Raw genomic sequence first — 23905 nt, forward strand, 5'->3', positions numbered from 1 at the left:
TCCATTCTATATTTCGTGTTTTTTTAATAGTCGTTTTTGTCTTTTTATATTCATAATCTTAAAAGGTTCCGGGGCCTTATAATCATGGATGGATATAAAAATGTACCGTTAGTTATTATATAATTATCCACCAACAAAGTCAATATGATTGATAGATTTTATATGTCTTCATACCAGACTTTTTCCAAATATAGTCCTTCTGCCGGTGCGGTTTTTGGAATGATTGTTCGATCTTTCGCCTTCAGCATATTCAAAGTATCCGCTTCTCTTTTACCCTTACCGACTTCAAGTAGATAGGCCACGATGATTCTGACCATATTATATAGAAAACCAGTGCCAGTAATGACGATATCAATGCCGTCTGTTGTTTCTTCGATGTCGAGTTGTTTAATCTCTCTTACCTTATTTTTAATCTCCGCTTTGGCACTGGAGAATGTGGTGAAGTCATGCACTCCAACAAAGGGTGCTGCTGCATCTCTAATCTTTTCTAAATTTAAGGTATCCATACAATGGGTCTTCAACCCTGCATAGAAAGGGTTCTTATTGCCAGTATAAATTTTGTAACGATAGGTTTTTCCCTTGGCATTAAATCTCGAATGAAAGTCGTCATCAACGATATCTACTTTTTTAATATAAATATCGTCTGGCATAGATCTATTCAAAATAAATTGCCACTTATCTCGTGGTAAATCGATTGTCGTATCAAAGTGAATATATTGATCTATGGCATGCACACCACTATCGGTTCTAGAAGCACCGTGTAGTCTAGTATGTGTCTTATGCATGCGTTTGAGTTGTTTTTCTATAGTGCCTTGGACCGTACGGTAATCATGTTGATACTGAAAACCACTAAAGTTTTGACCGTTATAAGAAATGTTTGCTCTTACTCTCATTTTATTCACTGCCTTACCCATAATAATATCAATCCTAATATTAAGAGAATAATAATGGCGACCGTATCTTTTAACTGCCAGTTTAATACTCTGTAGTGTGTTCGTCCTTCTTCACCCTTGTAGCCTCTCACTTCCATAGCAATTGCCATCTCATCTGCACGTTTAAAGGCAGACATGAATAAGGGAATGAATATCGGCACTAAGGCTGTGATTCTTGATTTTAGACTTCCCGTCATAAAAGTAGACCCACGGGCACTTTGTGCTTTAATGATTTTCTCTGTTTCATCCATTAGAGTTGGAATGAAACGTAATGAGATGGACATCATCATGGCGATTTCATGAACAGGTATCTTAACTGCTTTTAACGGTTTACATAGTTTTTCTATAGCATCTGTTAATTCTATTGGACTCGTCGTTAAGGTCATCAGTGTAGTGATAACCACTAGTAGAGCAAGTCGAATTGTAATATAAATCCCGGTAATCAGACCGTTGGATTCTATCGTAAAGAAGCCACCGTCAACAAGTATAGTACCACCCTTGGTTAAGAATATATGCATTAAGAAGGTGAATATCAACAGTATCAAAACGAGTTTTAAACCATTGAAGAGGAAGCGAACTGATAAGCCGGCAAGTTTAGTCACAGCCAGTACAAAAAGTATGAGTATGCCGTATCCTAGCCAATCATTTGCAAAGAATACAATAATCATAAAAAGAATAACTGAAATCAACTTAGCCCTAGGATCTAAGCGGTGAATCACACTCTCACCAGGAATATACCGACCAAGTAACATTGAACTAATCATGACTATCCCTCCACTCTTTATAGAGAGAAATAAAGTCCTTAGTATTTAAAGGGATTTCTTTAAGATATACCCCTTTTTTCTCGAGGTCCTTAGTCAATCTAATAATATGTGGTATTTCAAGATTGTAAGCTGTCATAAAACTTTCATCGGTTAAAATATCTGTCGTTTTTCCTTCTCTAACTAGTTCTCCTTGATCCATCACCTTAACGGCATCTGTATACTCTAATACATCATCCATATCGTGCGTTATCAAAATAACAGTCACATCAATCTTGTTGAAGACATCGTTAAATAATCGCATTGTCTCATCATGACTCACCGGGTCTAGGCCGGCTGTAGGTTCATCTAAAATTAGAATATCTGGTTCCATAGAGAGAATTCCCGCAATCGCTACTTTTCTCATCTGTCCACCAGATAATTCAAACGGACTACGCTCATAGAGTGTTTCTGGTACGCGGAGGAGTTCTAAGTATTGAAGTGCCTTTTCTCTTGCTTCTTCTTCACTCGCTCCCATATTCATCGGTCCAAACATGACATCTTTTAAGACTGTACTTTCAAACAATTGATGCTCCGGAAACTGAAACACCATACCCACTTTCATTTTAGCTTCATGAATTACCTTTTGCTTGGTCTTCTTAGAAAGCTTAATGCCATCAACATTTAAGTCACCTGTTGTCGGTAAAATCAAACCATTCATTGTTTGAATTAAAGTCGACTTACCACTACCTGTATGACCAATTAATCCATAGAACTTACCTTTTTCAAAAGACGTTTCAATCTGTTTTAAAGCTCTGAACTCAAATGGGGATTTCGGATTATATACTACACTCACTTTATGAAAATCTATAATCATAGGCGGTCCACCAACATTTCATGCGTCAGGTACGTCCCATCTAAAAGTGCTTCTGATAGTTCCATTGTATAAGGCACCTTCAGGTTGCTTTCTTTTAGCAGCTCTTTGTCCCTGTAGATTTCATCAATGCTACCCTCAGCAACTGCTTTTCCTTGGTTCATAACAACGACCTTGTCACTTCTATAAATTTCAGTCAGATCATGGGTGATATATATAATGGTCGTCTCCAACCGTTCATGTAAATCACAAAGTATGCTCAGCACTTCTTGTCTGCCTTTTGGATCTAACATAGAAGTTGCCTCATCAAGGATGAGGACCTCAGGTTTCATAGCCAAGGCTCCCGCGATCGCAATTCTTTGTTTTTGACCACCTGATAAACGATGTGGTTCATGTTTTTTAAAATCAAGCATGTCAACTAACTTTAAGGCATAGTCTGTTCGTTCAATCATTTCTTCTCTTTCTATGCCCATATTCTCTAAACCAAAAGCGACATCATCTTCCACTGTCGCACCAACAAATTGATTATCAGGATTCTGAAACACAATTGCAAAACGACTACGCAAGTCTTTCATATTATCATTATTTAACTGTTTACCATCTATATATATGTTGCCTTCATAGGACTCTGTAATCCCCATCAGGACTTTAACAAGCGAACTTTTACCAGAACCATTATGCCCGATAATCGATGTCCACTTTCCTTTTTCAAAGTTAATGGAGATATGATCAAGAGCATATGCTTCTTCTTCTCTATACTTAAAAGCGACATTCTCTAGTTTAATCATATCTCCACTCCTTTAAAAATTTATGTAAAAAAAGCGCGTACCCTGCAATAAGAGTCGCGCAATGATTATTTACTGCAGGATACGTCGAGCTAGACGAAAGAGCCCTGATGGGCTCATCATCATAACACTCACTCTGCTTTTAAGAATTTACGCTTCTTCAGTTGTAACTGGAGCGCCTTCTACGAATTCAATAATTACAAGTTCAGCTCCGTCACCGCGACGGCTACCAAGTTTCTTTATGCTTGTATAACCACCTTGACGATCAGCAAAACGTGGAGCGATATCTTCAAATAACTTTTGAAGTGCATAACTTGTTGAACCATCTTCATTGATGATTTCTACGTTGCGTACAGTTTGACCAGCACGTCTTTTAGCTGCTAAGTCGCCTTTTTTACCAAGTGTAACAAGACGGTCAGCTAATTTACGAAGTTCTTTAGCACGGTCTTCAGTTGTAGTGATTCTTTCACTAACGATTAAAGACGTCGCTAAGTCGCGTAACATTGCTTTTCTTTGGTCAGATGTACGTCCAAGTTTTCTGTAACCCATTATTTCTCCTCCTTTATGACTAGTCTTCTTTCTGTAGACCTAAGCCTAAGTCTTCAAGTTTAAATTTAACTTCTTCAAGTGACTTACGTCCTAAGTTACGTACTTTCATCATATCAGCTTCTGTTTTATCAGTGAGTTCCTGAACAGAGTTGATACCAGCACGTTTTAGACAGTTGTATGAGCGTACTGACAAGTCAAGTTCTTCAATTGACATTTCAAGTACTTTTTCTTTCTGATTTTCTTCTTTTTCGATCATGATTTCAGCATTTTGAGCTTCATCAGTCAGACCAACAAAGATGTTTAAGTGTTCAGTTAGAATTTTAGCACCTAATGATACAGCTTCTTGAGGCGTAATTGAACCATCTGTCCATACGTCTAAAGTAAGTTTATCGAAGTTTGTACTTTGTCCTACACGTGTATTTTCAACCGTATAATTCGCACGTTCTATCGGTGTGTAGATAGAGTCGATTGGAATTACACCAATTGGCATGTCAGCTTTATTGTTGCCATCTGCAAGTGTGTAACCTCTACCACTATCAGCAGTCATGCGTAATTTCAAGCTTCCACCTTTAGATACTGTTGCAATCTTAAGATCTCTGTTTAAAATTTCAACATCACTATCATGAGTGATATCAGCTGCAGTAACGACACCTTCACCGCTGAAATCAATTTCTAAAGTTTTCTCATCTTCAGAGTAGATTTTCAGTGCCAGGCTCTTGATGTTGGTAATAATTGTAGTCACGTCTTCAACAACATTGTCGATTGTCGAAAACTCATGAAGTACATTTTCTATTTCAATCGTCTTAACTGCCGCACCTGGTAATGATGATAAAAGAATGCGACGCAAGGAGTTCCCAAGTGTTGTTCCATAACCTCTTTCCAAAGGTTCTACAACAAACTTACCAAACTTAGAATCTTCCGATACTTCTACTGTCTCAATTCTAGGTTTCTCGATTTCGATCATGTGTAACATATCCTCCCTTTAAACGCCGAAAATATTAGAAAATTATATTGTTCCCAACTACTTAAGCGATTAAATAATTATTATACACGGCGGCGTTTAGGTGGACGGCAACCATTGTGTGGAACTGGAGTTACGTCTTTAATAGCTGTAATCTCAAGACCAGCAGATTGAAGTGCTCTGATTGCTGCTTCACGTCCCGCACCAGGACCTTTTACTGTAACTTCTACAGTTTTAAGACCGTGTTCCATCGCTGCTTTAGATGCTGTTTCAGAAGCCATTTGTGCTGCGAAAGGTGTAGATTTTTTAGAACCTTTAAAACCTAAGGCACCAGCAGATGACCATGATAAGGCATTACCGAACTCGTCAGTGATTGTTACGATTGTATTATTAAATGTTGAACGGATATGTGCAATTCCTGCTTCGACATTCTTTTTCACTCTGCGTTTACGACTAGTTTGTTTGCGAGCCATTTGTTATCCTCCTTTACTAAAGTAAGCTATTTATTTCTTCTTGTTCGCTACTGTTTTGATTGGTCCTTTACGTGTTCTTGCATTGTTTTTAGTCTTTTGACCATTAACAGGCAAGCCACGACGGTGACGCATACCTTTGTATGATCCAATTTCCATTAAGCGTTTAACGTTAAGGTTTGTTTCACGGCGTAAGTCACCTTCAACTTTGTAACCATCAACGACTTCACGGATTTTGTTTAATTCATCTTCAGTAAGGTCTTTAACACGAGTACTTTCATCAACTGAAGCTTCAGCTAAAATTTTAGCAGCTGTGCTTGGTCCAATACCGTATACGTAAGTTAAAGAAATTACAACACGTTTGTCACGTGGTACGTCAACTCCTGCAATACGAGCCATATTTTTGCACCTCCAAATTATATATTAACCTTGTTTTTGTTTGTGTTTAGGGTTTTCACAGATTACCATTACTTTTCCTTTTCTGCGGATAACTTTACATTTCTCACAGATAGGTTTAACTGATGGTCTTACTTTCATGTTTTTTACCTCCTTAGAATATGGAGTCTCTTATTTAAAACGATAAGTGATTCTGCCACGTGTTAAGTCATATGGTGACATTTCAACTGTTACCTTATCACCAGGAAGTATGCGTATATAGTTCATACGAATTTTACCTGATACATGAGCTAAGATCTCATGACCATTTTCTAATTCTACTTTGAACATTGCATTTGGTAAAGTATCAAGCACTGTACCTTCCAGTTCAATTACATCTTGTTTACTCACTTTTTATCCTCCTTATACAGCATTTCAATTCCGTATTCGAAATTTGCTCTAGGTGACGATTCACTACGTCTAATAACGACTCACTCGTATACATATAGACAATAAACATTCACCTAAAGGCTGCGAAGGTGAATATCTCTATAAGTCATTAAGAATTTCATCGATTTCCTCGAATACTTCTTCTATATCTTTTGAGCCATCTACAGTAGACAGAACTCCAAGTTCTTTATAGAAATCTAAAAGCGGTGCTGTTTGTTTAACATTAATTTCAAGACGGTTCTGAACAGTTTCAGGATTATCATCTTCGCGTTGGTAAAGTTTACCGCCATCTAAATCACAGATACCCTCTGTTTTAGGTGGGTTAAACACGAGGTGATAAGTTGCTCCGCAAGTTTCACAGATGCGTCTACCTGTCAGTCTATTCATTAACTCTTCTTCAGGCACCTCGACGTAAATCGTTTGGTCGATCTGAGAACCTAACTCTTCCATAATCTTATTAAGGGCTTCAGCTTGTTCAACAGTTCTTGGGAAACCATCTAACAAGAAGCCACCTTTAGCATCACTTTGAGATAGGCGTTCTTTGACGATACCGATTGTTACTTCGTCAGGAACAAGTTCACCTTGATCCATAAATTCTTTAGCTTGTTTCCCTAAATCCGTCTCGTTTTTAATAGCGAGTCGGAACATGTCTCCCGTAGAGATATGAGGAATTGAATGTTTCTTAATTATCTTGGCAGCTTGAGTACCTTTACCGGCACCTGGCAAGCCCATAATAATAATATTCATCTATATTTCCTCCTGCTTATCTGCGCTTTCTAAATCCACGATATTCCCTCTGATTCGCTTGTGCTTCGAGTTGTTTCATCGTTTCAAGTGCAACACCGATAACGATGAGTAGACTTGTACCGCCGATTTGAATCGCTTGTGGTAAATCCATAAACTTAGTAATCAACAGTGGCAAGATTGAAATACCTGCTAGGAATAATGAGCCAACAAATACTAATCTATATAGTACTGAAGTGATATAATCCTGAGTATTTTTACCCGGTCGGATACCCGGAATATAGCTGCCTTGTTTTTTCAAGTTGTCAGCCATTTTCTCTGGGTTCACTTGCACAAATGAATAGAAGTAAGCAAATGCAATAATTAGAACAACGTAAAAGATCATTCCTACCCAATCAGATGGGTCAGCAAATCTTGCGACAGTCTGTGCCCAGTTAGCATCCGGGAAGAATAGTGTTAACGTCTGTGGCATCATTAGGAATGCCATGGCAAAGATTACCGGGATAACACCTGCTGGATTCACTTTCAATGGTAAGAAAGTTGCTTGTGGTGCAAGCTGTGAACCTGCATTTCTTTGACCTTTTGCGTACTGAATTGGGATTTTACGAATTGCTTGTAAGATAAACACCGCAAAGGCTGTGAGTAATAATAGGAATATTACTAAACCTGCAATTTGCAGAACCGCCATTGTCGTATCCGATGTGCCAGTAAATCTAGACTGGAACAATTGAATCAATGAACTTGGTAAAGCACCAAGTATCCCCGCAAAGATAATGATTGAAATACCATTACCTACACCGTGAGATGTGATTAACTCACCCATCCATAAAAGGAAGGCAGTTCCTGTTGTTAAGATTAATGCGATCAGCAAGTACGATCCAATGTTGTTATTTTCAATAAGTGCGCCTCCGAACATTTGGTTAAATGCGAAAGACATACCAATTGCTTGAATAAAAGCTAAAACGATCGTGAAATACCTTGTAAACTGAGCAAGTTTCTTACGGCCAACTTCGCCCTGTCTTGCCCACTCAGCAAACTTTGGCACTATATCCATCTGTAACAACTGAGTAACAATTGATGCTGTGATATACGGCATAATCCCCATTGCGAGAATAGAGAAATTACTCAGCGCGCCACCACCGAACGTATTCATTAAGTCCAGGACGCCTCCACTAGAAGCACCCGTGTCAAATACGCTAGGGTCAACGCCTGGAACAGGAATATAAGTTCCTATCTTAAAGATAATCAGCATGGCCAAAGTAAAAAGTATCTTATTACGTATTTCTTTAATTTTAAAGAAATTCGATATCTTGCCGATCATTAGATCACCTCATGAGTTCCGCCTTGTTGCTCAATAGCTTCTTTAGCTGAACTAGAAAATTTGTGCGCTTTTACAGTTAATTTCTTATCAAGGCTACCGTTACCAAGAATTTTAATTCCAGCTTTTTCATTTTTAACAAGACCTGTCTCAACTAAGAGTTCAGGTGTTACTTCTGTACCATTGTCGAAACGGTTTAGTGAATCAACATTGACAACTGCGTATTCTTTACGGTTAATGTTTGTAAAACCGCGTTTAGGAATACTACGGAATAATGGTAATTGACCACCTTCGAAAGTAAGGCTCACTTTACCACCAGAACGTGATTTTTGTCCGTTGTGACCACGACCAGATGTCTTACCGTTACCTGATGACATACCGCGCCCTACTCTGTTACGTTTGTTACGCGCGCCTTCAACTGGTTTAAGTTCGTGTAATTTCATCTTCGCACCTCCTATATCATTTTATCATTAAATTTCTTCTACTGTAACTAAATGACTAACTTTGGCAATCTGACCTCTAAGTTGAGGTGTATCTTCGTGTTCAACAGTTTGATGCATTTTCTTAATACCTAATGACGCAACTGTTTGTCTTTGAGTTTCAGGTTTACCAATAATACTTTTAGTGAGGGTAACTTTCACTTTTGCCATTGACTATTCCCTCCTTAGTTTAGAATCTCTTCTACAGTTTTATCTCTAAGCTTAGCCACTTCTTTAACATCTTTAAGTTCAGTTAAGCCTGTAAGTGTTGCACGAACAACGTTAATTGGTGTATTCGCACCTAATGACTTGCTTAGGATGTCAGTAACACCTGCAAGTTCAAGTACGGCACGTACTGGACCACCAGCGATAACCCCTGTACCAGGAGCAGCAGGTTTCATGAATACGTTACCTGATGAGAAACGACCTTTAATTTCGTGTGGAATTGTACCGTTAACGATAGGTACTTCAATAAGATCTTTCTTCGCAGCTTCGATTGCTTTTTTAATTGCTTCAGGTACCTCTTGGGCTTTACCTGTACCGAAACCTACGCGACCTTTTCTGTCACCAACTACTACTAAAGCTGAGAAACGGAAACGACGTCCACCTTTAACAACTTTTGCGATACGGTTGATTGTTACAACGCGCTCTTCAAATTCTTGTACTTTCTCTTCTTTCTTGTAAGCCATGTTTATTGTCCCTCCTTTTTTATTAGAAATCCAGTCCGTTTTCACGTGCTGCATCAGCTAATGCTTTCACACGTCCATGATATAAATATCCACCACGGTCAAATACTACTTTTTCGAAACCTTTGTCTTTTGCACGAGTTGCAATAAGAGCACCGACTTCTTTAGCTGCTTCCACGTTAGAACCTAGTTCACCTTTGAACTCTGGATCTTGTGTAGATGCGCTTGCAAGTGTAATTTGCGCAGTGTCATCAATTAATTGAGCATAGATATGCTTGTTTGAACGATAAACATTTAAACGTGGTCTTTCAGTTGTGCCTGAAAGCATGTTACGCACGCGGCCATGTCTTTTTTGACGAACTTTATTCTTGTCAATTTTCGCGATCATTGATGGTCACTCCTCACTTATTTATTATTTACCAGTTTTACCTTCTTTACGGCGAACAAGTTCACCTTTATAGCGAATACCTTTACCTTTATAAGGTTCTGGTGGACGTACACTACGGATGTTTGAAGCTAAAGCTCCAACTTCCTCTTTATTAATACCTTCGATTTTGATGTTAGTGTTACCTTCTACAGAAATCTGAAGGTTTTCACCTGTTTCAAACTCAACAGGGTGAGATAAACCAACGTTTAATGAAAGTTTATTACCTTGCATTTGTGCACGATAACCAACTCCGATTAGTTCAAGTTCTTTTACAAAACCTTGTGAAACACCTTCAACCATGTTGTTGATAAGTGCACGAGTAGTACCGTGTACTGTACGGTGTTCTTTAGAATCACTTGGGCGTACTACTTCTAGTGTAGTATCTTCAAGATTGTATGTCATTTCTTCATTGAATGTGTTAACTAGTTCACCTTTAGGGCCTTTAACAGTAATAGTATTACCCTTGATGTCGATAGTTACATCACTTGGAATGTCAATAAGACGTTTACCAACACGACTCATTACTTTGCACCTCCTATAATATTAATTACCAAACGTATGCGAGAACTTCCCCGCCAAGATTTCTTTTACGTGCTTCTTTGTCTGTAAGCACACCTTCTGAAGTAGAGATAAGCGCAATTCCAAGACCGTTAAGTACTCTTGGTAACTCTTCTCTCTTAGCATAAACACGTAGTCCAGGTTTAGAAATACGTTTTAAACCAGTGATAACGCGTTCGCTATCGTTTGAGTATTTCATGAATACGCGGATAATACCTTGCTTATCATCCTCGATAAATTCTACGTTTTTTACAAAACCTTCAGTTTTTAAGATACCTGCAATTTCTTTCTTAATGTTTGATGCAGGGATTTCTAAAGTTTCATGTCTAACAATGTTCGCATTTCTAATGCGTGTTAGCATATCTGCAATTGGATCTGACACTGTCATTTAAGTTGCCTCCTTTCGAATAATGTTTCTTACCAGCTTGCTTTTTTAACGCCAGGAATTTGCCCTTTGTAAGCAAGTTCTCGGAAACAGATACGGCAAAGCTTGAATTTACGAATTACTGAGTGTGGACGTCCACATCTTTCACAACGTGTATATTCTCTAACTTTGAATTTTTGTTCTTTTTGCTGTTTAGCAATCATTGATTTTTTAGCCACTATTTCGCCTCCTTAGATCTTACTTTTGGAACGGCATACCGAATTGTGTTAGCAGTTCACGAGCTTCTTCGTCCGTGTTAGCTGTTGTTACAATTACAATATCCATACCGCGTACTTTTGATACTTTATCGTAGTCAATTTCAGGGAAGATAAGCTGTTCTTTAACACCTAGCGTGTAGTTTCCGCGGCCATCAAATGCCTTTTTAGAAATACCTCTAAAGTCTCTTACACGTGGAAGTGAAACCGAGATTAATTTGTCTAGGAATTCATACATTCTTTCTCCACGTAGTGTTACTTTAGCACCGATCGGCATACCTTCACGAAGACGGAAAGTAGCGATAGATTTTTTTGCTTTAGTGATAACTGGTTTTTGACCTGTGATTGCAGTTAATTCCTCAACAGCTGTGTCGAGTACTTTTGCGTTTTGCACAGCGTCACCAACACCCATATTAACAACGATTTTTTCGATTTTTGGTGCTTGCATTACAGAAGTGTAATTAAATTTATTTACTAATTCTTGTTTAATTGTTTCATTGTATCTATCTTTTAAACGTGCCATTTATGTGACCTCCTTCCGTTTGAACCTTATTTAATTTCTTTACCTGATTTCACAGCGATCTTCACTTTTTTACCATCTTTGATTTCATGACGGATACGAGTGCGTTCACCTGATTCAGGGTCAACGTGCATAACGTTAGAAACATGAATTGGCGCTTCTACCTCTAGAATCCCACCTTCTGGGTTCATTTGAGATGGCTTCTGGTGTTTCTTAACGATGTTTACATTTTCAACAATGACACGGTCTTCTCCAGGAATTGCTTTTAATACATTCCCTTTTTTACCTTTGTCTTTCCCGCTGATTACAATGACTTGGTCACCTGTTTTTACGTGCATAGTTGTCGCACCTCCTTCGGATTAAGATTATAGTACTTCTGGTGCTAATGAGATAATCTTCATGAAGTTACCTTCGCGAAGTTCACGAGCAACTGGTCCGAAAATACGAGTACCTCTTGGACCTTTATCATCACGGATGATTACGCATGCGTTCTCATCGAATTTAATATATGAACCATCTTCACGACGGATACCTGTTTTTGTTCTAACGATGACAGCTTTTACAACTTCACCTTTTTTGACAACACCACCTGGTGTTGCATTTTTAACAGTTGCAACAATTACGTCACCGATGTTAGCTGTTTTACGACCAGTACCACCAAGTACTTTGATTGTAAGTACTTCACGAGCACCAGAGTTGTCAGCAACTTTTAAGCGGCTTTCTGACTGAATCATGCGTGATTCCCTCCTTCTGTTTCAAGTATTATATAATTACAGACTCTTTAACGATTTCAACAAGACGGAATCGTTTAGTCGCTGATAATGGACGTGTAGCCTCAATTCTTACGATGTCGCCCATTTTCGCTGTATTGTTTTGGTCATGTGCTTTGTATTTCTTAGAATATCTAACACGTTTACCGATGATCGGGTGTTTTTTGTAAGTTTCAACGAGTACCGTTACTGTTTTATCCATTTTGTCGGATACTACGCGGCCCTGGAGAACTTTACGTTCGTTTTTCTCTTCCACGATTTGGACCTCCTCTAATTATTGATTCGCTTGTGCTTCTGCAATCTCTCTTTCACGAACCGTCGTTTTCATTCTAGCGATAGTTTTTCTAACTTCTTTGATACGAGCAGTGTTCTCTAGCTGACCTGTAGCTAGCTGAAAGCGCAGATTGAAAAGTTCTTCTTTCAATTCTTTGACATTTGATTCAATTTCAGAATTCGTTAAATCACGGATTTCTTTAGCTTTCATTCGTATCACCACCTAATTCTTCACGTTTAACGATCTTAGTTTTAACTGGAAGTTTGTGGCTCGCAAGACGAAGTGCTTCTTTAGCAACCTCTTCTTGAACACCTGCAACTTCAAACATAATACGGCCTGGTTTTACAACTGCAATCCATCCTTCGATTGCCCCTTTACCAGATCCCATACGTACTTCTAAAGGTTTCTTTGTATATGGCGTGTGCGGGAAGATGTTGATCCATACTTTACCGCCACGTTTCATGTAACGTGTCATTGCAATACGCGCTGACTCAATTTGTCTTGCAGTAATCCAAGATGTTGTTGTAGCTTGTAGCCCGTATTCACCAAAACTTACTTGATTTCCGCCTTTTGAACGTCCTTTAGTATCCGGACGGTGCTGACGACGGTATTTTACTCTTTTTGGTAATAACATTCCAATTTTCCTCCTTACTTATTTATTATTCTTTGTAGGAAGAACTTCTCCACGGTAGATCCATACTTTGACACCTAGTTTACCGTAAGTAGTGTCTGCTTCTTCGTGTGCGTAGTCAATGTCTGCACGAAGTGTATGAAGTGGAACTGTTCCTTCACTGTAGCCTTCAGCACGTGCGATATCTGCACCGCCTAAACGCCCTGATACTTGAGTTTTGATTCCTTTAGCGCCAGATTTGATTGCTCTTTGTAGCGCTTGTTTTTGTGCTCTTCTGAATGAAACACGGTTTTCTAATTGACGTGCAATGTTTTCAGCAACAAGTTTAGCATCCATATCAACTTTCTTGATTTCAATAACATTGATATGAACTTTCTTGCCAGTTAGGTTAGTTAGAGCTGTACGAGTTTTGTTGATCTCGCTACCACCTTTACCGATTACCATACCTGGTTTACCTGTGTGCAATGCAATGTTAACTCGGTTTGCAGCACGTTCGATTTCTACTTTAGAAATTGATGCATCTTTGAGATTAGTCTCGATATATTTACGAATCTTTAAGTCTTCGTGTAATAGAGTTGAGAAATTTTTGTCAGCGTACCAGTTTGCTTCCCAGTCACGGATGACACCTACACGAAACCCAATTGGATTTATCTTTTGGCCCAAGTTAATTACCTCCTTATATTATTAAGCGTTCTCTACTTCTTGATTTTCTTCAGTATCTACTTCATCAGCATATTCTTTTACAACTACAGTGATATGACTAGTGCGCTTGTTGATCTTAGAAGCACGGCCTTGAGCACGTGGACGGAATCTTTTAAGCGTTGGTCCTTCATCTGCAAAGATTTCAGAAATATACAAGTTATCGATATCCATATCGTAGTTATGTTCTGCGTTAGCAACTGCAGATTTAACTAATTTCTCCACTACCGGTGAAGATCTCTTGTTTGTAAGTTTTAAGATTGAGATCGCTTCTCCAACTTCTTTACCTCTTACTAAGTCAGCAATAAGACGTACTTTACGTGGTGCGATTCTCACAGTTCTAGCAACAGCTTTTGATTGCATGAGTCTTTCCTCCTTTACCGCATATGGTTAGTGTTTATCTTCTTGTTTTCTTGTCGTCAGCTGCGTGACCTTTAAACGTTCTTGTTGGTGCGAATTCACCAAGTTTGTGGCCAACCATATCTTCTGTGATGTACACAGGTACATGTTTACGTCCGTCGTATACTGCAATTGTATGTCCGATAAAGTTCGGGAATACTGTTGAACGGCGTGACCATGTTTTAATTACACTTTTTTTGTTACCTTCGTTTTGAGCCTCAACCTTGTTCATAAGGTGTTGGTCGACGAAAGGTCCTTTTTTAAGACTGCGTGCCATGTAGGCGCCTCCTTCCAATAATGCGTGCGGAGTAAATCCGCACACTTAACTCATTTATTTTTTACGTCCTCTAACGATTAATTTGTTAGAACGGTTCTTACCTTTACGAGTTTTCTTACCAAGCGTAGGTTTACCCCAAGGTGAAACTGGAGATGGACGACCGATTGGTGCTCTACCTTCACCACCACCGTGTGGGTGATCGTTAGGGTTCATTACAGAACCACGTACTGTAGGGCGTTTACCTTTCCATCTAGAACGTCCGGCTTTACCAACGTTAACAAGTTCGTGTTGCTCGTTACCAACTTGACCGATTGTTGCACGGCAATCAAGTAAGATCATACGTACTTCACCTGAAGTTAATTTAACTAGTGCATATTTACCTTCTTTACCTAGTAACTGTGCACTTGCACCTGCAGAGCGAGCGATTTGACCGCCGGCACCTGGTTTAAGTTCAATGTTGTGAATTGTAGTACCCATTGGGATATCAGAAAGTACTAATGTGTTACCTACTTTAATATCCGCATCAGCACCACTCATAAGTTCAGTACCAACTTTAAGTCCTTTTGGTGCAAGAATGTATCTCTTTTCACCATCTGCATAAGCAACTAACGCAATGTTAGCTGAACGGTTTGGATCGTACTCTATCGTTTTAACTTTTGCAGGAATTCCATCTTTATTACGTTTGAAGTCAATAATTCTATAATGACGTTTGTGTCCGCCTGCTTGGTGACGCACTGTGATTTTACCTTGGTTGTTGCGTCCCGCTTTTTTCGGAAGCGGCTGTAATAATGAACGTTCAGGAGTCGTTGAAGTGATTTCAGCGAAATCTAAACCAGTCATATTACGACGACCATTCGTGGTAGGCTTATATTTTTTAATTGCCATCCTCGTTATACCTCCTTAATGGTATGTGTTTATATTTATTAGAAGATTTCGATTGAACCTTCTTTAAGTTTTACAATCGCTTTTCTTCTTCTGTTTGTATAGCCTTCGTAACGGCCCATACGTTTTTTCTTAGGTTTAACATTCATAATGTTAACTTTATCTACTGTTACATCGAAGATTTCTTCGATCGCGTGTTTAACTTGTGTTTTGTTCGCTCTGACGTCTACATCAAATGTGTATTTGTCTTCTGACATTAAGTCAGCAGAACGCTCAGTAATTACTGGGCGCTTGATAATGTCGCGTGCATCCATTATACAAGTACCTCCTCTGCTTTTTTGATTGCTCCTTCAGTGAAAATCACATGGTTAGCAGATAGGATATCTAGTACGTTAAGACTAGCTGGAGTTAACACTTTAACACCAGGGATGTTACGTGCTGATTTTTCAACAACTTCGTCTTTAGTATCAAGTACTAGAAGTACTTTCTTAGCAGCACCAAGGTTTTCAAGAACTTTTACGAATTCTTTAGTTTTTGGCGCTTCCATTGCTAGGCTATCTACCACTTGGAATACTTCTTCATTCACTTTAGCTGAAAGTGCTGAACGAAGTGCAAGTTTTCTCATTTTCTTAGGCATGCTGTAACCATACGATCTTTTAGTTGGTCCGAATACTACACCACCACCACGGAATTGTGGCGCACGGATTGTACCTTGACGTGCATTACCAGTACCTTTTTGTCTAAATGGTTTTTTACCACCACCGCGAACTGCAGAGCGGTTTTTTACAGCATGATTACCTTGTCTTAATGAAGCTCTTTGTAAGTTAACTGCTTCAAAAAGTACGTGTTGGTTTGGCTCAATACCAAAAATGTCTTGGTTTAATTCAATAGAACTCACTTTAGTTCCTTCTTTTGATAAAACATCGATTGCCAAGTGTTTATCCTCCCTTCCTTATTACTTATTACCTTTTTTAATTGATGATGAGATTTTTACAAAGCTCTTTCTAGGGCCAGGTACGTTACCTTTGATAAGAATAACGTTTTTGTCAGCGTCAACGCGTACAATCTCAAGATTTTGCATTGTGATTGTTTTACCACCAGTTTGTCCAGGTAATTTTTTACCTTTAAATACTCTTGACGGGCTCGCAGCCATCGCCATAGCACCTGATTTTCTGTGGTAGCGTGAACCGTGGCTCATTGGTCCGCGTGCAAAGCCGTGACGTTTAATAGAACCTTGGAAACCTTTACCTTTAGAAGTTCCCGTCACGTCTACAAAATCACCTGTCTCAAATGTATCAACAGTGACTTCTTGACCTACGTTGAATTCGTCTACGTTTAAGTTCTTGAATTCACGTACGAAGCGCTTAGGAGCAGCACCTGATGCTTTAGCGTGGCCTGCTTCTGCTTTGTTTGCATACTTGTTACTTCTTGCTTTCGCGTTATATTCGCGTTTGTCATCAAAACCGATTTGAATCGCGTTATAACCGTCTGTTTCTTCTGTTTTCTTCTGAACTACTACGTTACCAGCAGCTTCTACTACTGTTACAGGGATTAATTCTCCGTTTTCACCGAAAACTTGAGTCATCCCAATTTTTCTACCTAAGATTCCTTTGGTCATCGAAAGTCGCACCTCCTATAATTTATAACTTGATTTCGATGTCTACACCTGATGGTAAGTTTAAGCCCATCAGAGCATCAACTGTTTTTGGTGTAGGGTTTAAAATGTCGATAAGACGTTTGTGTGTACGTTGCTCGAATTGTTCACGAGAATCTTTGTACTTGTGTACCGCACGGATAATCGTGTAAACAGTTCTTTCAGTTGGTAACGGAATTGGTCCTGATACATCTGCACCTGAACGTTTAGCCGTTTCTACGATTTTTTCTGCTGATTGATCCAGCACTCTGTGATCGTACGCTTTCAAACGAATACGAATTTTTTGTTTTGCCATTATTTATACCTCCTTATGGTCGTCATCCTATTATGGTAGACTCTCTCAGCGAAAATTTTCTCACGCATCAGCCATGGCAATGCGGCCGGGTGTGTCAGTAACCTCTCGCGTCATCGATGTGTGATGTGCATGAAATCAGCACTTCACTTATAAAGGACACATTGGTGTCCACTCAAGTCCAACGTTAGATATAATACAGCAAAACAGCGAAGAAATCAATAGTATTCTAGAGATTTCTTCGCTATTTTAATTAGTGACTTCAGTCGGTTGAGCACGTAGACGTGCGAAACAAATAAACCACACGCTATGCGTGTGGATGAAGTAGCTTTAGCGATAATATGCCCCTTTCTGTATACTAAATAATGGCTACCAACCGCTATTTAGAAAAGAAAGGGGCATATTGAATGTCTAAAGACGACCAAAGTTTATCACATACAAGATGGAATTGTAAGTATCATATAATATTTACTCCTAAGTATAGGAGAAAAGTTGTGTATGGACAACTTCGAAAAGACATAGGGAAAATACTTAGACGATTATGTGATATGAAAGATGTAGAAATTATCGAAGCACATGCGATGCCTGATCATATACACATGCTTGTGAGAATTCCGCCGAAACTGAGTGTTTCTGGATTTATGGGATATTTGAAAGGGAAAAGTGCCGTACTTATCCATGAACAACATGCGAATTTGAAGTACAAATATGGAAACAGAACGTTTTGGGCGAAGGGATACTATGTGAGCACCGTCGGACTGAACCAAAAAACGATTGAAAAGTATATCAGAGAGCAGGAAGCAGATGACAGGGTGCTCGATTCAATTTCAAAACGAGAATACGTGGATCCATTCAAAAAGTAAAACCAAATAAAAGGTAAAGTGAATAGCGGTTGGCAGTCTTTTGAGAGCTCCCTTTAGGGAGTATGTGCGGAATGAGCCCTTATAGGGCTGAAAAAAAGCCACCCGTTATACGGGTGGATACTTACTAATTATATCTTTTCTTCTATAGTAAGTACTATTAGTTCTAGTTTATAAAGACAAAGTACAGTATGAATACCACGAAAAGTCCATACATAATCGGGTCAATCTCTTTACGTCTACCTGCCATAATCATCGTAATTGGGTAGAAGATAAAACCAACCGCAATACCTGTCGCTATACTATAGGTTAACGGCATCATGAAGACAGTTAGAAAGGCAGGTACCGCAAGTTCAAAACGTCCCCAGCTAATTTTAGATAAGTTAGAAGCCATTAATATTCCTACTATTATAAGTGCAGGTGCAGTGACTTCCGATGTGAAAGTAACGATGAGCGGTGAGAAGAATATCGCTGCTAAGAATAGCACACCTGTCACGACTGCTGCAAATCCACTTCTCGCTCCGGCTGCAACACCTGCTGTTGACTCAACATAAGATGTTGTCGTCGATGTCCCAAATACTGCGCCAGTAATCGTCGCAAAGGCATCTGCTAGTAGAGCTTTTGAAGCACGTGGCAACTTATTGTCTTTAATTAGGTTAGCTTGTGAAGCGACTCCAACAAGTGTGCCTGCTGTATCGAAGAAATCAACAAATAGAAACGTTAAAACGACAATTAGAAATTGAACGTTTAATATTGAGTCTAAATTCATAAAGCCTTCAAAAGCTGCACCAAATGTCGGTGCCACACTTGGTACTGAACCGACAATTGCATTAGGCATTGGAACAATTCCTACTATAACACCGATGATCGCTGTAACAATCATACCGAAAAATATTGCTGCAGGCACTTTCTTTGTCATAAGTATAACTGTAATCACTAGACCAACAAAAGTGAGGATGACCCCACCATCCTGTATATTACCTAAACTAATTAAAGTTGCATCGTCATTCGCAATAATTCCGGATGACTGAAGACCAACGAATGTTATGAAGAATCCAATCCCCGCGGAAACAGCCATCTTCATCTCCATCGGAATAGAGTTAATTATGTATTCTCTCAGCCCGGTTAAAGTTAAAATTACAAAGATCAATCCTGAGAATAAAACTCCCGTCAAGGCAGTTTGCCAAGGAATGCCCATTGTTAAGACTACTGTAAAGGCGAAGAATGCGTTCAGTCCCATCCCCGGTGCAAGTGCGATTGGATATTTCGCAATAATCCCCATGAATAAGCAACCGACAAAGGCTGCTAAACAAGTGGCAACAAAGACCGCATTAATATCCATCTTCATGTCATCCGGTACACCTTCAACACCCTGAAGAGAAAGGATCGAAGGATTGACTGCTAAGACATAAGCCATTGAAAGGAAGGTCGTTAGCCCTCCGATTATTTCTTTCTTAAAGTTTGTGCCTAGCTCATCAAACATAAAAAACTTTTTCATAACTGACTCCAATCCATTATAGATTATTTTAATTGCAAGATTTTCGGATCATTATATCCGATGAATCGTATGAGCATCTCTCTTGTATATGGGAAAAACATATTGATTAACTTACCGTAAAACAAGACGATTAAAATCGTACCTATAAATACTGGACCACCCAAAAGTAAACCGATAATCGCAACGACTAATTCTATTAAGAATCTCGCTCGGTCCATTCTCAAATTAAATTTCCACACGAGTATCATCATCAATGAGTCCCTAGGACCAGCTCCAAGGTTCGGCGTAATGTAAAAAGCAGTGCCGAATGAAGCGACAAAAACCCCGAGAGTAAAGTAGACTGCTTGAACTGGCCATGAAGCCACATCAGGTAAGAGCCAAACAAAGAAATCAATAAATGCTCCCATAACCACTAAGTTGACATAGACACCACCTTTTGGTAATTTCCTAACCAAAATTGATGTGGTAATCACGATGGCGATCCCGACAATAACTGACCATGATCCAAAGGTGAGGCCGAGTGACTGCCAGAGCCCAAAATGTAATACATCCCAGGGTGATAAACCCATCACAAAACCCTTAACTTGTAGGGCAACGCCCAGGGACATAATCAACAGTCCCACGAAATAAAACAAGCAACGTTTTATAAAGCTTTCGGACAAGTTACCACTCCTAATATTCCAAGTTATTCTTTAAGCTTCCCGTTAAATACATATATATTATACACCTCATTACAGAAAAATCCATGAAAATCCGTACATTTATCAATAAAAACGTTTTATTGTTTGTTAAAATGTTATTTTTGATTTCTCTTCACATTCAAGTAATTATTATTATGATATGATATGAGTTAAGTTTAGGTGGTGGTAAAATGGACTTAGAAAGTAAGTTACAAGAGCTCAAGTATGAGTACGTACATTTACAAGGTGACCTAGAAAAAATTGAATCTACAGGTCATCCGACTAAAAAAATGACCGACCGACTTGCTGCACTTGAAAAAGAAATAAAAGAAGTAAGACAAGCTATTAAAAATCAACAAGTCAGGATGCGTGTATATAGATGAAACAATTGATATCCGTCATTATGATTATACAATTTTTGATTTACTTCGGCTTTAGTATGATCATCCCTGTTATACCGGAACTCGTTAACCAACTTGGTGTCAGCACTTTACATATGGGACTCTTGCTTGCCATATATTCCTTGGCGAGCTTCTTATCTGCACCTTTTTTCGGCCGCTTATCGGATAAAATAGGTCGACGTCCATTATTAATTGGCGGCTTATCTACATTTGCATTTAGCTTCTTAATATTTGGGTTGTTCATCGACAACTTACCTATTTTATATATAAGTAGAATTATCGGTGGTGCCGCTTCAGGGGCGTTATACACTGCGACGACCAGTATGGTAGCAGACATTACAACAAGAGAAGAACGTACGAAATACATGGGCTTAATCGGTATGTGCATCGGCTTTGGCTTTATCTTTGGTCCTGGGGTTGGCGGCTTATTAGCAGGCATTAGTTTGAGTTTCACTTACTATATGACGACAGTGGTTATACTTGGCGCCCTAGTATTTAGCTTGATTAAAGTACCTGAGACATATAAAAGACAAACTAATGTGGCACCTAAGAAAATCGGTCTCACGATTGATTACTTTACTCAACCCATTGGTATTCTTTTGGTCGGCACATTTTTCGTTATGTTCTTCATGAGCGGAATGGAGAGTACCTTCCAACTACTTGGTCAAGAAAGAATAAATATTACACCGACAGAGATGGGTGTCCTGTTTTTCATCGGGGGTATATTTAACGCCCTAACTCAAGGTGTATTTATTAGAAGGATTAAAGACGGCGACGAAAAAATGCCGATGGTAATCGGTCAAGTCATGGCAGTAGTCGCATTTATAATGTTGCCATTCATGACTGGCCTAGTTTACGCGGGAATTTGCATTGTCTTATTAATGACAGGCAATGCCCTTGTTAAAACATTGATGACGTCATTGATCACAAAAGAAGCATCTCAAGATGATATGGGTAGAGTGACTGCAACGACCTACTCTTTAGATAGTTTAGGAAGAATTTGTGGCCCTCTTGTGTTTAATGCACTATTCCTATTCACACCAGGAATACCATTCTACTTCGGTGCTTTAATGACAATATTCTCAACACACTTTATTTTTCAATATTATAAGAAGAGAAGGAGACTGGCATGATTCTCTTATCCATACTCATCGTTTTAATCTACATCGTAGTCAGCGCGGCAACAATTCTAACCTTTCGTTCTAAAACTTTAGACATTGCACGCCTATTTTCAGGGTTAGCATTTTTAATCATGATCATTACAACATCGATGTCCTTAGACGGTAGTGATATTTACCTGACAATTGCCTTAGCGATTTGTATTGTTTTAAGTGTAGAAATAACTGCTTTTAAGGAAAAACAAGGTGATCAAAAGAACTTATTTTTAATTCACGCTTTTACACTAACTATGACACTTGTGTTGATTATAATGTTAATTACACTTTAGGGAGATAAATTATGAGACGCGTTATTTTAATACTGCTGATAATCATTCAAATCTTATTCTTTATTAATTATTCTATTAATGATGGTATTTTTTTTTATAATATCTATATTTGGTTTACCTTATCAGCCCTTTCAGTCATTACGGGTATTAGAGCCTTTCGCTCTGAACCTAATTTGAACGAAAGTCGACAAATACATTCGTACTTCTCCCTATCATTAATTATTATTTCTATATCTTCTATCTTGTTCATTGTGTATATTGCAATAATGCAACCTTACTATTTATAAAATAACTAAAAGCTGAGTGCGCACCTTATCATGGTGCACGCTCAGCTTTTTATTATCGACGGAGTATTTTTCCGATTTGCATCTTCGCTTTTTGAAATAATGGAACCATAGATTCGGATAGGGTGTAAAGAGGTTTATTAATGACATAATCAAATTCTCCGATTTTGTCAGATACTTCTGTTCCCCAAACCTTTTTAAACTGCCATAAGCCGAAGTGTTCATCATCCTTATCGGGTGATACTGATACACCACCAAAGTCATAGCTTTTAGCACCATGTTCTCTCGCATATTGCATCATGTGCCACTGCATGTGGTGATTCGGTAGGTATTCTCGGTACTCATTAGATGAAGCCCCGTATAAGTAATAGGCTTTTCGTCCGGCTAAAGCAAGCAATGCGCCGGATAATAAGACCCCATCAGGGTGCGTACTTCTGATTTCTTTCATATCCGATAGTTGGCTATTCAACTTTTCTAGTCGGTTGTTTAAGTTTTCTAGCTGGTTATTTCTTTTCTGGTCATCTTTTATTTTGTTAGCTTTCGACGTTTCCTTATGCACTTTTTCAATCGCCGCTTCTGTTGATAGAATCGCTTCTTGAGGTAATAGCTTCACTAAAAATAATTCCATGTGACCCGCTGGGTTTAAGTGGTCGTATAAGGATTCAAAATATGTGATATCTCTTGTTAAGAAACCATCCCTATCTCCTGTTTCTTTCATAAGCTTCACAAAGTCAGGCAGGTCTTCACGTTTTGCTTTAACAACAGTTGTTCCCGCTTTTAAGGCATTTCTAACCTTGGTGCGGTTATTACGTTCGAAGCTTTGTAAGAGTGTCTTATCATCTACTTCTATGTCAGTGACCATCGTCGTTCTTGGTTGAATTACTTTTTTACTCATACCATCTGTTAAGCCGTGATGTTTAAATCCTAATGTCTCTAAACTTTCAATAATATCTTCATTACCCTCTACTTGGATATCTGGATCAATCTTAATGGTATAAGATTTCTCGTCCTTAGCAATTCGCTTCGCTTCAGCTAAGAGTACTTCAAGGACTTCTCTGTCTCTGTAGTCACAAACAAAACCTCTTGAAACATAACACATTGTAAATGGGGTCTTTGGCACTTTCTTAAACAGGAGCAAGCCTACACCTTCTACTTGCCCATCACGCCCGACGGCAATCCTTCTACTATACCAGCCCGTCAATGTCTTTGTGCCTGCCCATGAGCTTAACTGTAATAGGTCACCATTCGGATGTGACATTACAAATTCATCGTGTGTTTTATCGGTAATATTTAACTTCTCTACCATAGTCTCCACCAATCATTTCTTCATTATTTCTGCTATAATAAGTC

At 38.8% G+C, this 23905-nt stretch carries 40 protein-coding genes and 1 pseudogene; 4 read left to right on the top strand and 37 right to left on the bottom strand.

The genetic code is table 11. The annotated features are described in order from the left end of the window. Positions 1 to 158: 158 nt before the first annotated feature. The 33 genes from truA to rpsJ all read right to left on the bottom strand — a co-directional run bounded on the left by truA (position 159) and on the right by rpsJ (position 17388). Entirely contained in the window at positions 159 to 893 is a 735-nt protein-coding gene (gene truA, locus JEM45_RS06260; protein ID WP_198687126.1) for a tRNA pseudouridine(38-40) synthase TruA, read from the bottom strand. Between the two features lie 5 nt (positions 894 to 898). Continuing rightward, positions 899 to 1696, bottom strand: coding sequence for an energy-coupling factor transporter transmembrane component T family protein (locus tag JEM45_RS06265; protein WP_198687127.1), 798 nt, complete (start codon positions 1694 to 1696; stop codon positions 899 to 901). Then, complete coding sequence (locus tag JEM45_RS06270) at positions 1689 to 2549, bottom strand: energy-coupling factor transporter ATPase (protein WP_198687128.1); 861 nt, start codon at positions 2547 to 2549, stop codon at positions 1689 to 1691. The genes JEM45_RS06265 and JEM45_RS06270 overlap by 8 nt, the downstream gene beginning before the upstream one ends. Further along, complete coding sequence (locus JEM45_RS06275; protein ID WP_026865782.1) at positions 2546 to 3334, bottom strand: energy-coupling factor transporter ATPase; 789 nt, start codon at positions 3332 to 3334, stop codon at positions 2546 to 2548. The genes JEM45_RS06270 and JEM45_RS06275 overlap by 4 nt, the downstream gene beginning before the upstream one ends. 147 nt (positions 3335 to 3481) lie before the next feature. Next, positions 3482 to 3880 carry a 50S ribosomal protein L17 gene (gene rplQ / locus JEM45_RS06280; RefSeq protein ID WP_183369118.1) on the bottom strand — a complete coding sequence of 133 codons (399 nt, stop codon included), beginning with the start codon at positions 3878 to 3880 and terminating at the stop codon, positions 3482 to 3484. Positions 3881 to 3899: 19 nt separating this feature from the next. Continuing rightward, positions 3900 to 4844: a DNA-directed RNA polymerase subunit alpha gene (locus JEM45_RS06285; RefSeq protein WP_026865784.1), complete on the bottom strand. Its 945-nt coding sequence runs from the start codon at positions 4842 to 4844 to the stop codon at positions 3900 to 3902. Between the two features lie 80 nt (positions 4845 to 4924). Further along, the gene (gene rpsK, locus JEM45_RS06290) at positions 4925 to 5314 is read right to left on the bottom strand and encodes a 30S ribosomal protein S11 (protein WP_026865785.1); all 390 of its coding nucleotides are present in this window, start codon (positions 5312 to 5314) and stop codon (positions 4925 to 4927) included. Between the two features lie 30 nt (positions 5315 to 5344). Continuing rightward, the gene (gene rpsM, locus JEM45_RS06295; protein WP_026865786.1) at positions 5345 to 5710 is read right to left on the bottom strand and encodes a 30S ribosomal protein S13; all 366 of its coding nucleotides are present in this window, start codon (positions 5708 to 5710) and stop codon (positions 5345 to 5347) included. Positions 5711 to 5734: 24 nt separating this feature from the next. Next, positions 5735 to 5848, bottom strand: a complete 114-nt coding sequence (rpmJ, locus tag JEM45_RS06300) for a 50S ribosomal protein L36 (protein ID WP_003156543.1) — start codon at positions 5846 to 5848, stop codon at positions 5735 to 5737. A gap of 30 nt (positions 5849 to 5878) precedes the next feature. After that, positions 5879 to 6097: a translation initiation factor IF-1 gene (infA, locus tag JEM45_RS06305; RefSeq protein ID WP_017547668.1), complete on the bottom strand. Its 219-nt coding sequence runs from the start codon at positions 6095 to 6097 to the stop codon at positions 5879 to 5881. A gap of 138 nt (positions 6098 to 6235) precedes the next feature. Further along, positions 6236 to 6883 carry an adenylate kinase gene (locus tag JEM45_RS06310; RefSeq protein ID WP_198687129.1) on the bottom strand — a complete coding sequence of 216 codons (648 nt, stop codon included), beginning with the start codon at positions 6881 to 6883 and terminating at the stop codon, positions 6236 to 6238. 16 nt (positions 6884 to 6899) lie between these two features. After that, a complete protein-coding gene (gene secY, locus JEM45_RS06315) occupies positions 6900 to 8201 on the bottom strand; it encodes a preprotein translocase subunit SecY (protein WP_026865788.1) in 1302 nt (433 codons plus the stop codon). Continuing rightward, the gene (gene rplO / locus JEM45_RS06320) at positions 8201 to 8641 is read right to left on the bottom strand and encodes a 50S ribosomal protein L15 (protein ID WP_026865789.1); all 441 of its coding nucleotides are present in this window, start codon (positions 8639 to 8641) and stop codon (positions 8201 to 8203) included. Before rplO ends, secY begins: the two co-directional genes overlap by 1 nt. A 27-nt stretch (positions 8642 to 8668) precedes the next feature. After that, the gene (gene rpmD, locus JEM45_RS06325) at positions 8669 to 8848 is read right to left on the bottom strand and encodes a 50S ribosomal protein L30 (protein WP_026865790.1); all 180 of its coding nucleotides are present in this window, start codon (positions 8846 to 8848) and stop codon (positions 8669 to 8671) included. 14 nt (positions 8849 to 8862) lie between these two features. Then, positions 8863 to 9366 (bottom strand): 30S ribosomal protein S5, encoded by a 504-nt coding sequence (gene rpsE / locus JEM45_RS06330; RefSeq protein WP_026865791.1) that lies wholly within the window; start codon positions 9364 to 9366, stop codon positions 8863 to 8865. A 22-nt stretch (positions 9367 to 9388) separates the two neighbouring features. Further along, a complete protein-coding gene (gene rplR / locus JEM45_RS06335) occupies positions 9389 to 9751 on the bottom strand; it encodes a 50S ribosomal protein L18 (RefSeq protein WP_026865792.1) in 363 nt (120 codons plus the stop codon). 24 nt (positions 9752 to 9775) lie between these two features. Beyond that, complete coding sequence (gene rplF, locus JEM45_RS06340) at positions 9776 to 10312, bottom strand: 50S ribosomal protein L6 (RefSeq protein ID WP_026865793.1); 537 nt, start codon at positions 10310 to 10312, stop codon at positions 9776 to 9778. A 25-nt stretch (positions 10313 to 10337) separates the two neighbouring features. Beyond that, positions 10338 to 10736 carry a 30S ribosomal protein S8 gene (gene rpsH, locus JEM45_RS06345; protein WP_026865794.1) on the bottom strand — a complete coding sequence of 133 codons (399 nt, stop codon included), beginning with the start codon at positions 10734 to 10736 and terminating at the stop codon, positions 10338 to 10340. Between the two features lie 29 nt (positions 10737 to 10765). Further along, positions 10766 to 10951, bottom strand: a complete 186-nt coding sequence (locus JEM45_RS06350) for a type Z 30S ribosomal protein S14 (protein ID WP_017547659.1) — start codon at positions 10949 to 10951, stop codon at positions 10766 to 10768. A 19-nt stretch (positions 10952 to 10970) separates the two neighbouring features. Continuing rightward, a complete protein-coding gene (gene rplE, locus JEM45_RS06355) occupies positions 10971 to 11510 on the bottom strand; it encodes a 50S ribosomal protein L5 (protein ID WP_026865795.1) in 540 nt (179 codons plus the stop codon). A gap of 26 nt (positions 11511 to 11536) precedes the next feature. Continuing rightward, a complete protein-coding gene (gene rplX / locus JEM45_RS06360) occupies positions 11537 to 11845 on the bottom strand; it encodes a 50S ribosomal protein L24 (protein ID WP_026865796.1) in 309 nt (102 codons plus the stop codon). Between the two features lie 27 nt (positions 11846 to 11872). Further along, on the bottom strand, positions 11873 to 12241 hold the full coding sequence (rplN, locus tag JEM45_RS06365; protein WP_026865797.1) for a 50S ribosomal protein L14: 369 nt from the start codon (positions 12239 to 12241) through the stop codon (positions 11873 to 11875). A 28-nt stretch (positions 12242 to 12269) separates the two neighbouring features. After that, positions 12270 to 12533 carry a 30S ribosomal protein S17 gene (gene rpsQ, locus JEM45_RS06370; RefSeq protein ID WP_026865798.1) on the bottom strand — a complete coding sequence of 88 codons (264 nt, stop codon included), beginning with the start codon at positions 12531 to 12533 and terminating at the stop codon, positions 12270 to 12272. A gap of 18 nt (positions 12534 to 12551) precedes the next feature. Next, positions 12552 to 12761 (bottom strand): 50S ribosomal protein L29, encoded by a 210-nt coding sequence (gene rpmC / locus JEM45_RS06375; protein ID WP_026865799.1) that lies wholly within the window; start codon positions 12759 to 12761, stop codon positions 12552 to 12554. Then, complete coding sequence (gene rplP, locus JEM45_RS06380; protein ID WP_026865800.1) at positions 12751 to 13185, bottom strand: 50S ribosomal protein L16; 435 nt, start codon at positions 13183 to 13185, stop codon at positions 12751 to 12753. The genes rpmC and rplP overlap by 11 nt, the downstream gene beginning before the upstream one ends. An 18-nt stretch (positions 13186 to 13203) precedes the next feature. After that, positions 13204 to 13845 carry a 30S ribosomal protein S3 gene (gene rpsC / locus JEM45_RS06385; RefSeq protein ID WP_026865801.1) on the bottom strand — a complete coding sequence of 214 codons (642 nt, stop codon included), beginning with the start codon at positions 13843 to 13845 and terminating at the stop codon, positions 13204 to 13206. A 21-nt stretch (positions 13846 to 13866) separates the two neighbouring features. Next, the gene (gene rplV, locus JEM45_RS06390) at positions 13867 to 14244 is read right to left on the bottom strand and encodes a 50S ribosomal protein L22 (protein WP_026865802.1); all 378 of its coding nucleotides are present in this window, start codon (positions 14242 to 14244) and stop codon (positions 13867 to 13869) included. Positions 14245 to 14278: 34 nt separating this feature from the next. Further along, positions 14279 to 14557 (bottom strand): 30S ribosomal protein S19, encoded by a 279-nt coding sequence (gene rpsS, locus JEM45_RS06395; protein ID WP_026865803.1) that lies wholly within the window; start codon positions 14555 to 14557, stop codon positions 14279 to 14281. Positions 14558 to 14611: 54 nt separating this feature from the next. Further along, positions 14612 to 15442 (bottom strand): 50S ribosomal protein L2, encoded by an 831-nt coding sequence (gene rplB, locus JEM45_RS06400; protein ID WP_026865804.1) that lies wholly within the window; start codon positions 15440 to 15442, stop codon positions 14612 to 14614. A gap of 38 nt (positions 15443 to 15480) precedes the next feature. Next, complete coding sequence (gene rplW / locus JEM45_RS06405; protein WP_026865805.1) at positions 15481 to 15753, bottom strand: 50S ribosomal protein L23; 273 nt, start codon at positions 15751 to 15753, stop codon at positions 15481 to 15483. Continuing rightward, entirely contained in the window at positions 15753 to 16373 is a 621-nt protein-coding gene (rplD, locus tag JEM45_RS06410; RefSeq protein WP_026865806.1) for a 50S ribosomal protein L4, read from the bottom strand. Before rplD ends, rplW begins: the two co-directional genes overlap by 1 nt. Positions 16374 to 16394: 21 nt before the next feature. Beyond that, complete coding sequence (gene rplC, locus JEM45_RS06415; protein ID WP_026865807.1) at positions 16395 to 17057, bottom strand: 50S ribosomal protein L3; 663 nt, start codon at positions 17055 to 17057, stop codon at positions 16395 to 16397. A 22-nt stretch (positions 17058 to 17079) separates the two neighbouring features. After that, positions 17080 to 17388: a 30S ribosomal protein S10 gene (gene rpsJ / locus JEM45_RS06420; protein ID WP_026865808.1), complete on the bottom strand. Its 309-nt coding sequence runs from the start codon at positions 17386 to 17388 to the stop codon at positions 17080 to 17082. 404 nt (positions 17389 to 17792) lie between these two features. Between rpsJ and tnpA the strand changes: the two genes are divergently transcribed. Further along, positions 17793 to 18248, top strand: a complete 456-nt coding sequence (tnpA, locus tag JEM45_RS06425) for an IS200/IS605 family transposase (RefSeq protein ID WP_166627299.1) — start codon at positions 17793 to 17795, stop codon at positions 18246 to 18248. A 163-nt stretch (positions 18249 to 18411) separates the two neighbouring features. Here the strand turns inward: tnpA and JEM45_RS06430 are convergent, their stop codons facing one another. Together JEM45_RS06430 and JEM45_RS06435 are read right to left on the bottom strand one after the other, a co-directional pair. Next, positions 18412 to 19743, bottom strand: a complete 1332-nt coding sequence (locus JEM45_RS06430) for an NCS2 family permease (protein ID WP_026865809.1) — start codon at positions 19741 to 19743, stop codon at positions 18412 to 18414. Between the two features lie 23 nt (positions 19744 to 19766). Further along, on the bottom strand, positions 19767 to 20351 hold the full coding sequence (locus JEM45_RS06435; RefSeq protein WP_051220436.1) for a YczE/YyaS/YitT family protein: 585 nt from the start codon (positions 20349 to 20351) through the stop codon (positions 19767 to 19769). 263 nt (positions 20352 to 20614) lie between these two features. On the opposite strand from JEM45_RS06435, the gene JEM45_RS06440 reads away from it, so the two are divergent. The 3 genes from JEM45_RS06440 to mspA are packed head-to-tail and all read left to right on the top strand — an operon-like array spanning position 20615 to position 22271. After that, on the top strand, positions 20615 to 20806 hold the full coding sequence (locus JEM45_RS06440; protein ID WP_198687130.1) for an SE1832 family protein: 192 nt from the start codon (positions 20615 to 20617) through the stop codon (positions 20804 to 20806). Beyond that, positions 20803 to 21957: an MFS transporter gene (locus JEM45_RS06445; RefSeq protein ID WP_026865811.1), complete on the top strand. Its 1155-nt coding sequence runs from the start codon at positions 20803 to 20805 to the stop codon at positions 21955 to 21957. The genes JEM45_RS06440 and JEM45_RS06445 overlap by 4 nt, the downstream gene beginning before the upstream one ends. Continuing rightward, positions 21954 to 22271 carry a membrane stabilizing protein MspA gene (gene mspA, locus JEM45_RS06450; protein WP_235678838.1) on the top strand — a complete coding sequence of 106 codons (318 nt, stop codon included), beginning with the start codon at positions 21954 to 21956 and terminating at the stop codon, positions 22269 to 22271. Before JEM45_RS06445 ends, mspA begins: the two co-directional genes overlap by 4 nt. Positions 22272 to 22552: 281 nt before the next feature. Here the strand turns inward: mspA and JEM45_RS11005 are convergent, their stop codons facing one another. Then, positions 22553 to 22789, bottom strand: a complete 237-nt coding sequence (locus JEM45_RS11005; RefSeq protein WP_370545421.1) for a hypothetical protein — start codon at positions 22787 to 22789, stop codon at positions 22553 to 22555. Further along, positions 22683 to 23861, bottom strand: a pseudogene (locus JEM45_RS06455) (lipid II:glycine glycyltransferase FemX); the annotation flags it as partial. The gene JEM45_RS11005 and the pseudogene JEM45_RS06455, both read right to left, overlap by 107 nt. Positions 23862 to 23905 lie beyond the last annotated feature (44 nt).

Origin of the sequence: Jeotgalicoccus sp. ATCC 8456, assembly GCF_016313225.1 — a bacterium.
Classification (GTDB): domain Bacteria; phylum Bacillota; class Bacilli; order Staphylococcales; family Salinicoccaceae; genus Jeotgalicoccus; species Jeotgalicoccus marinus.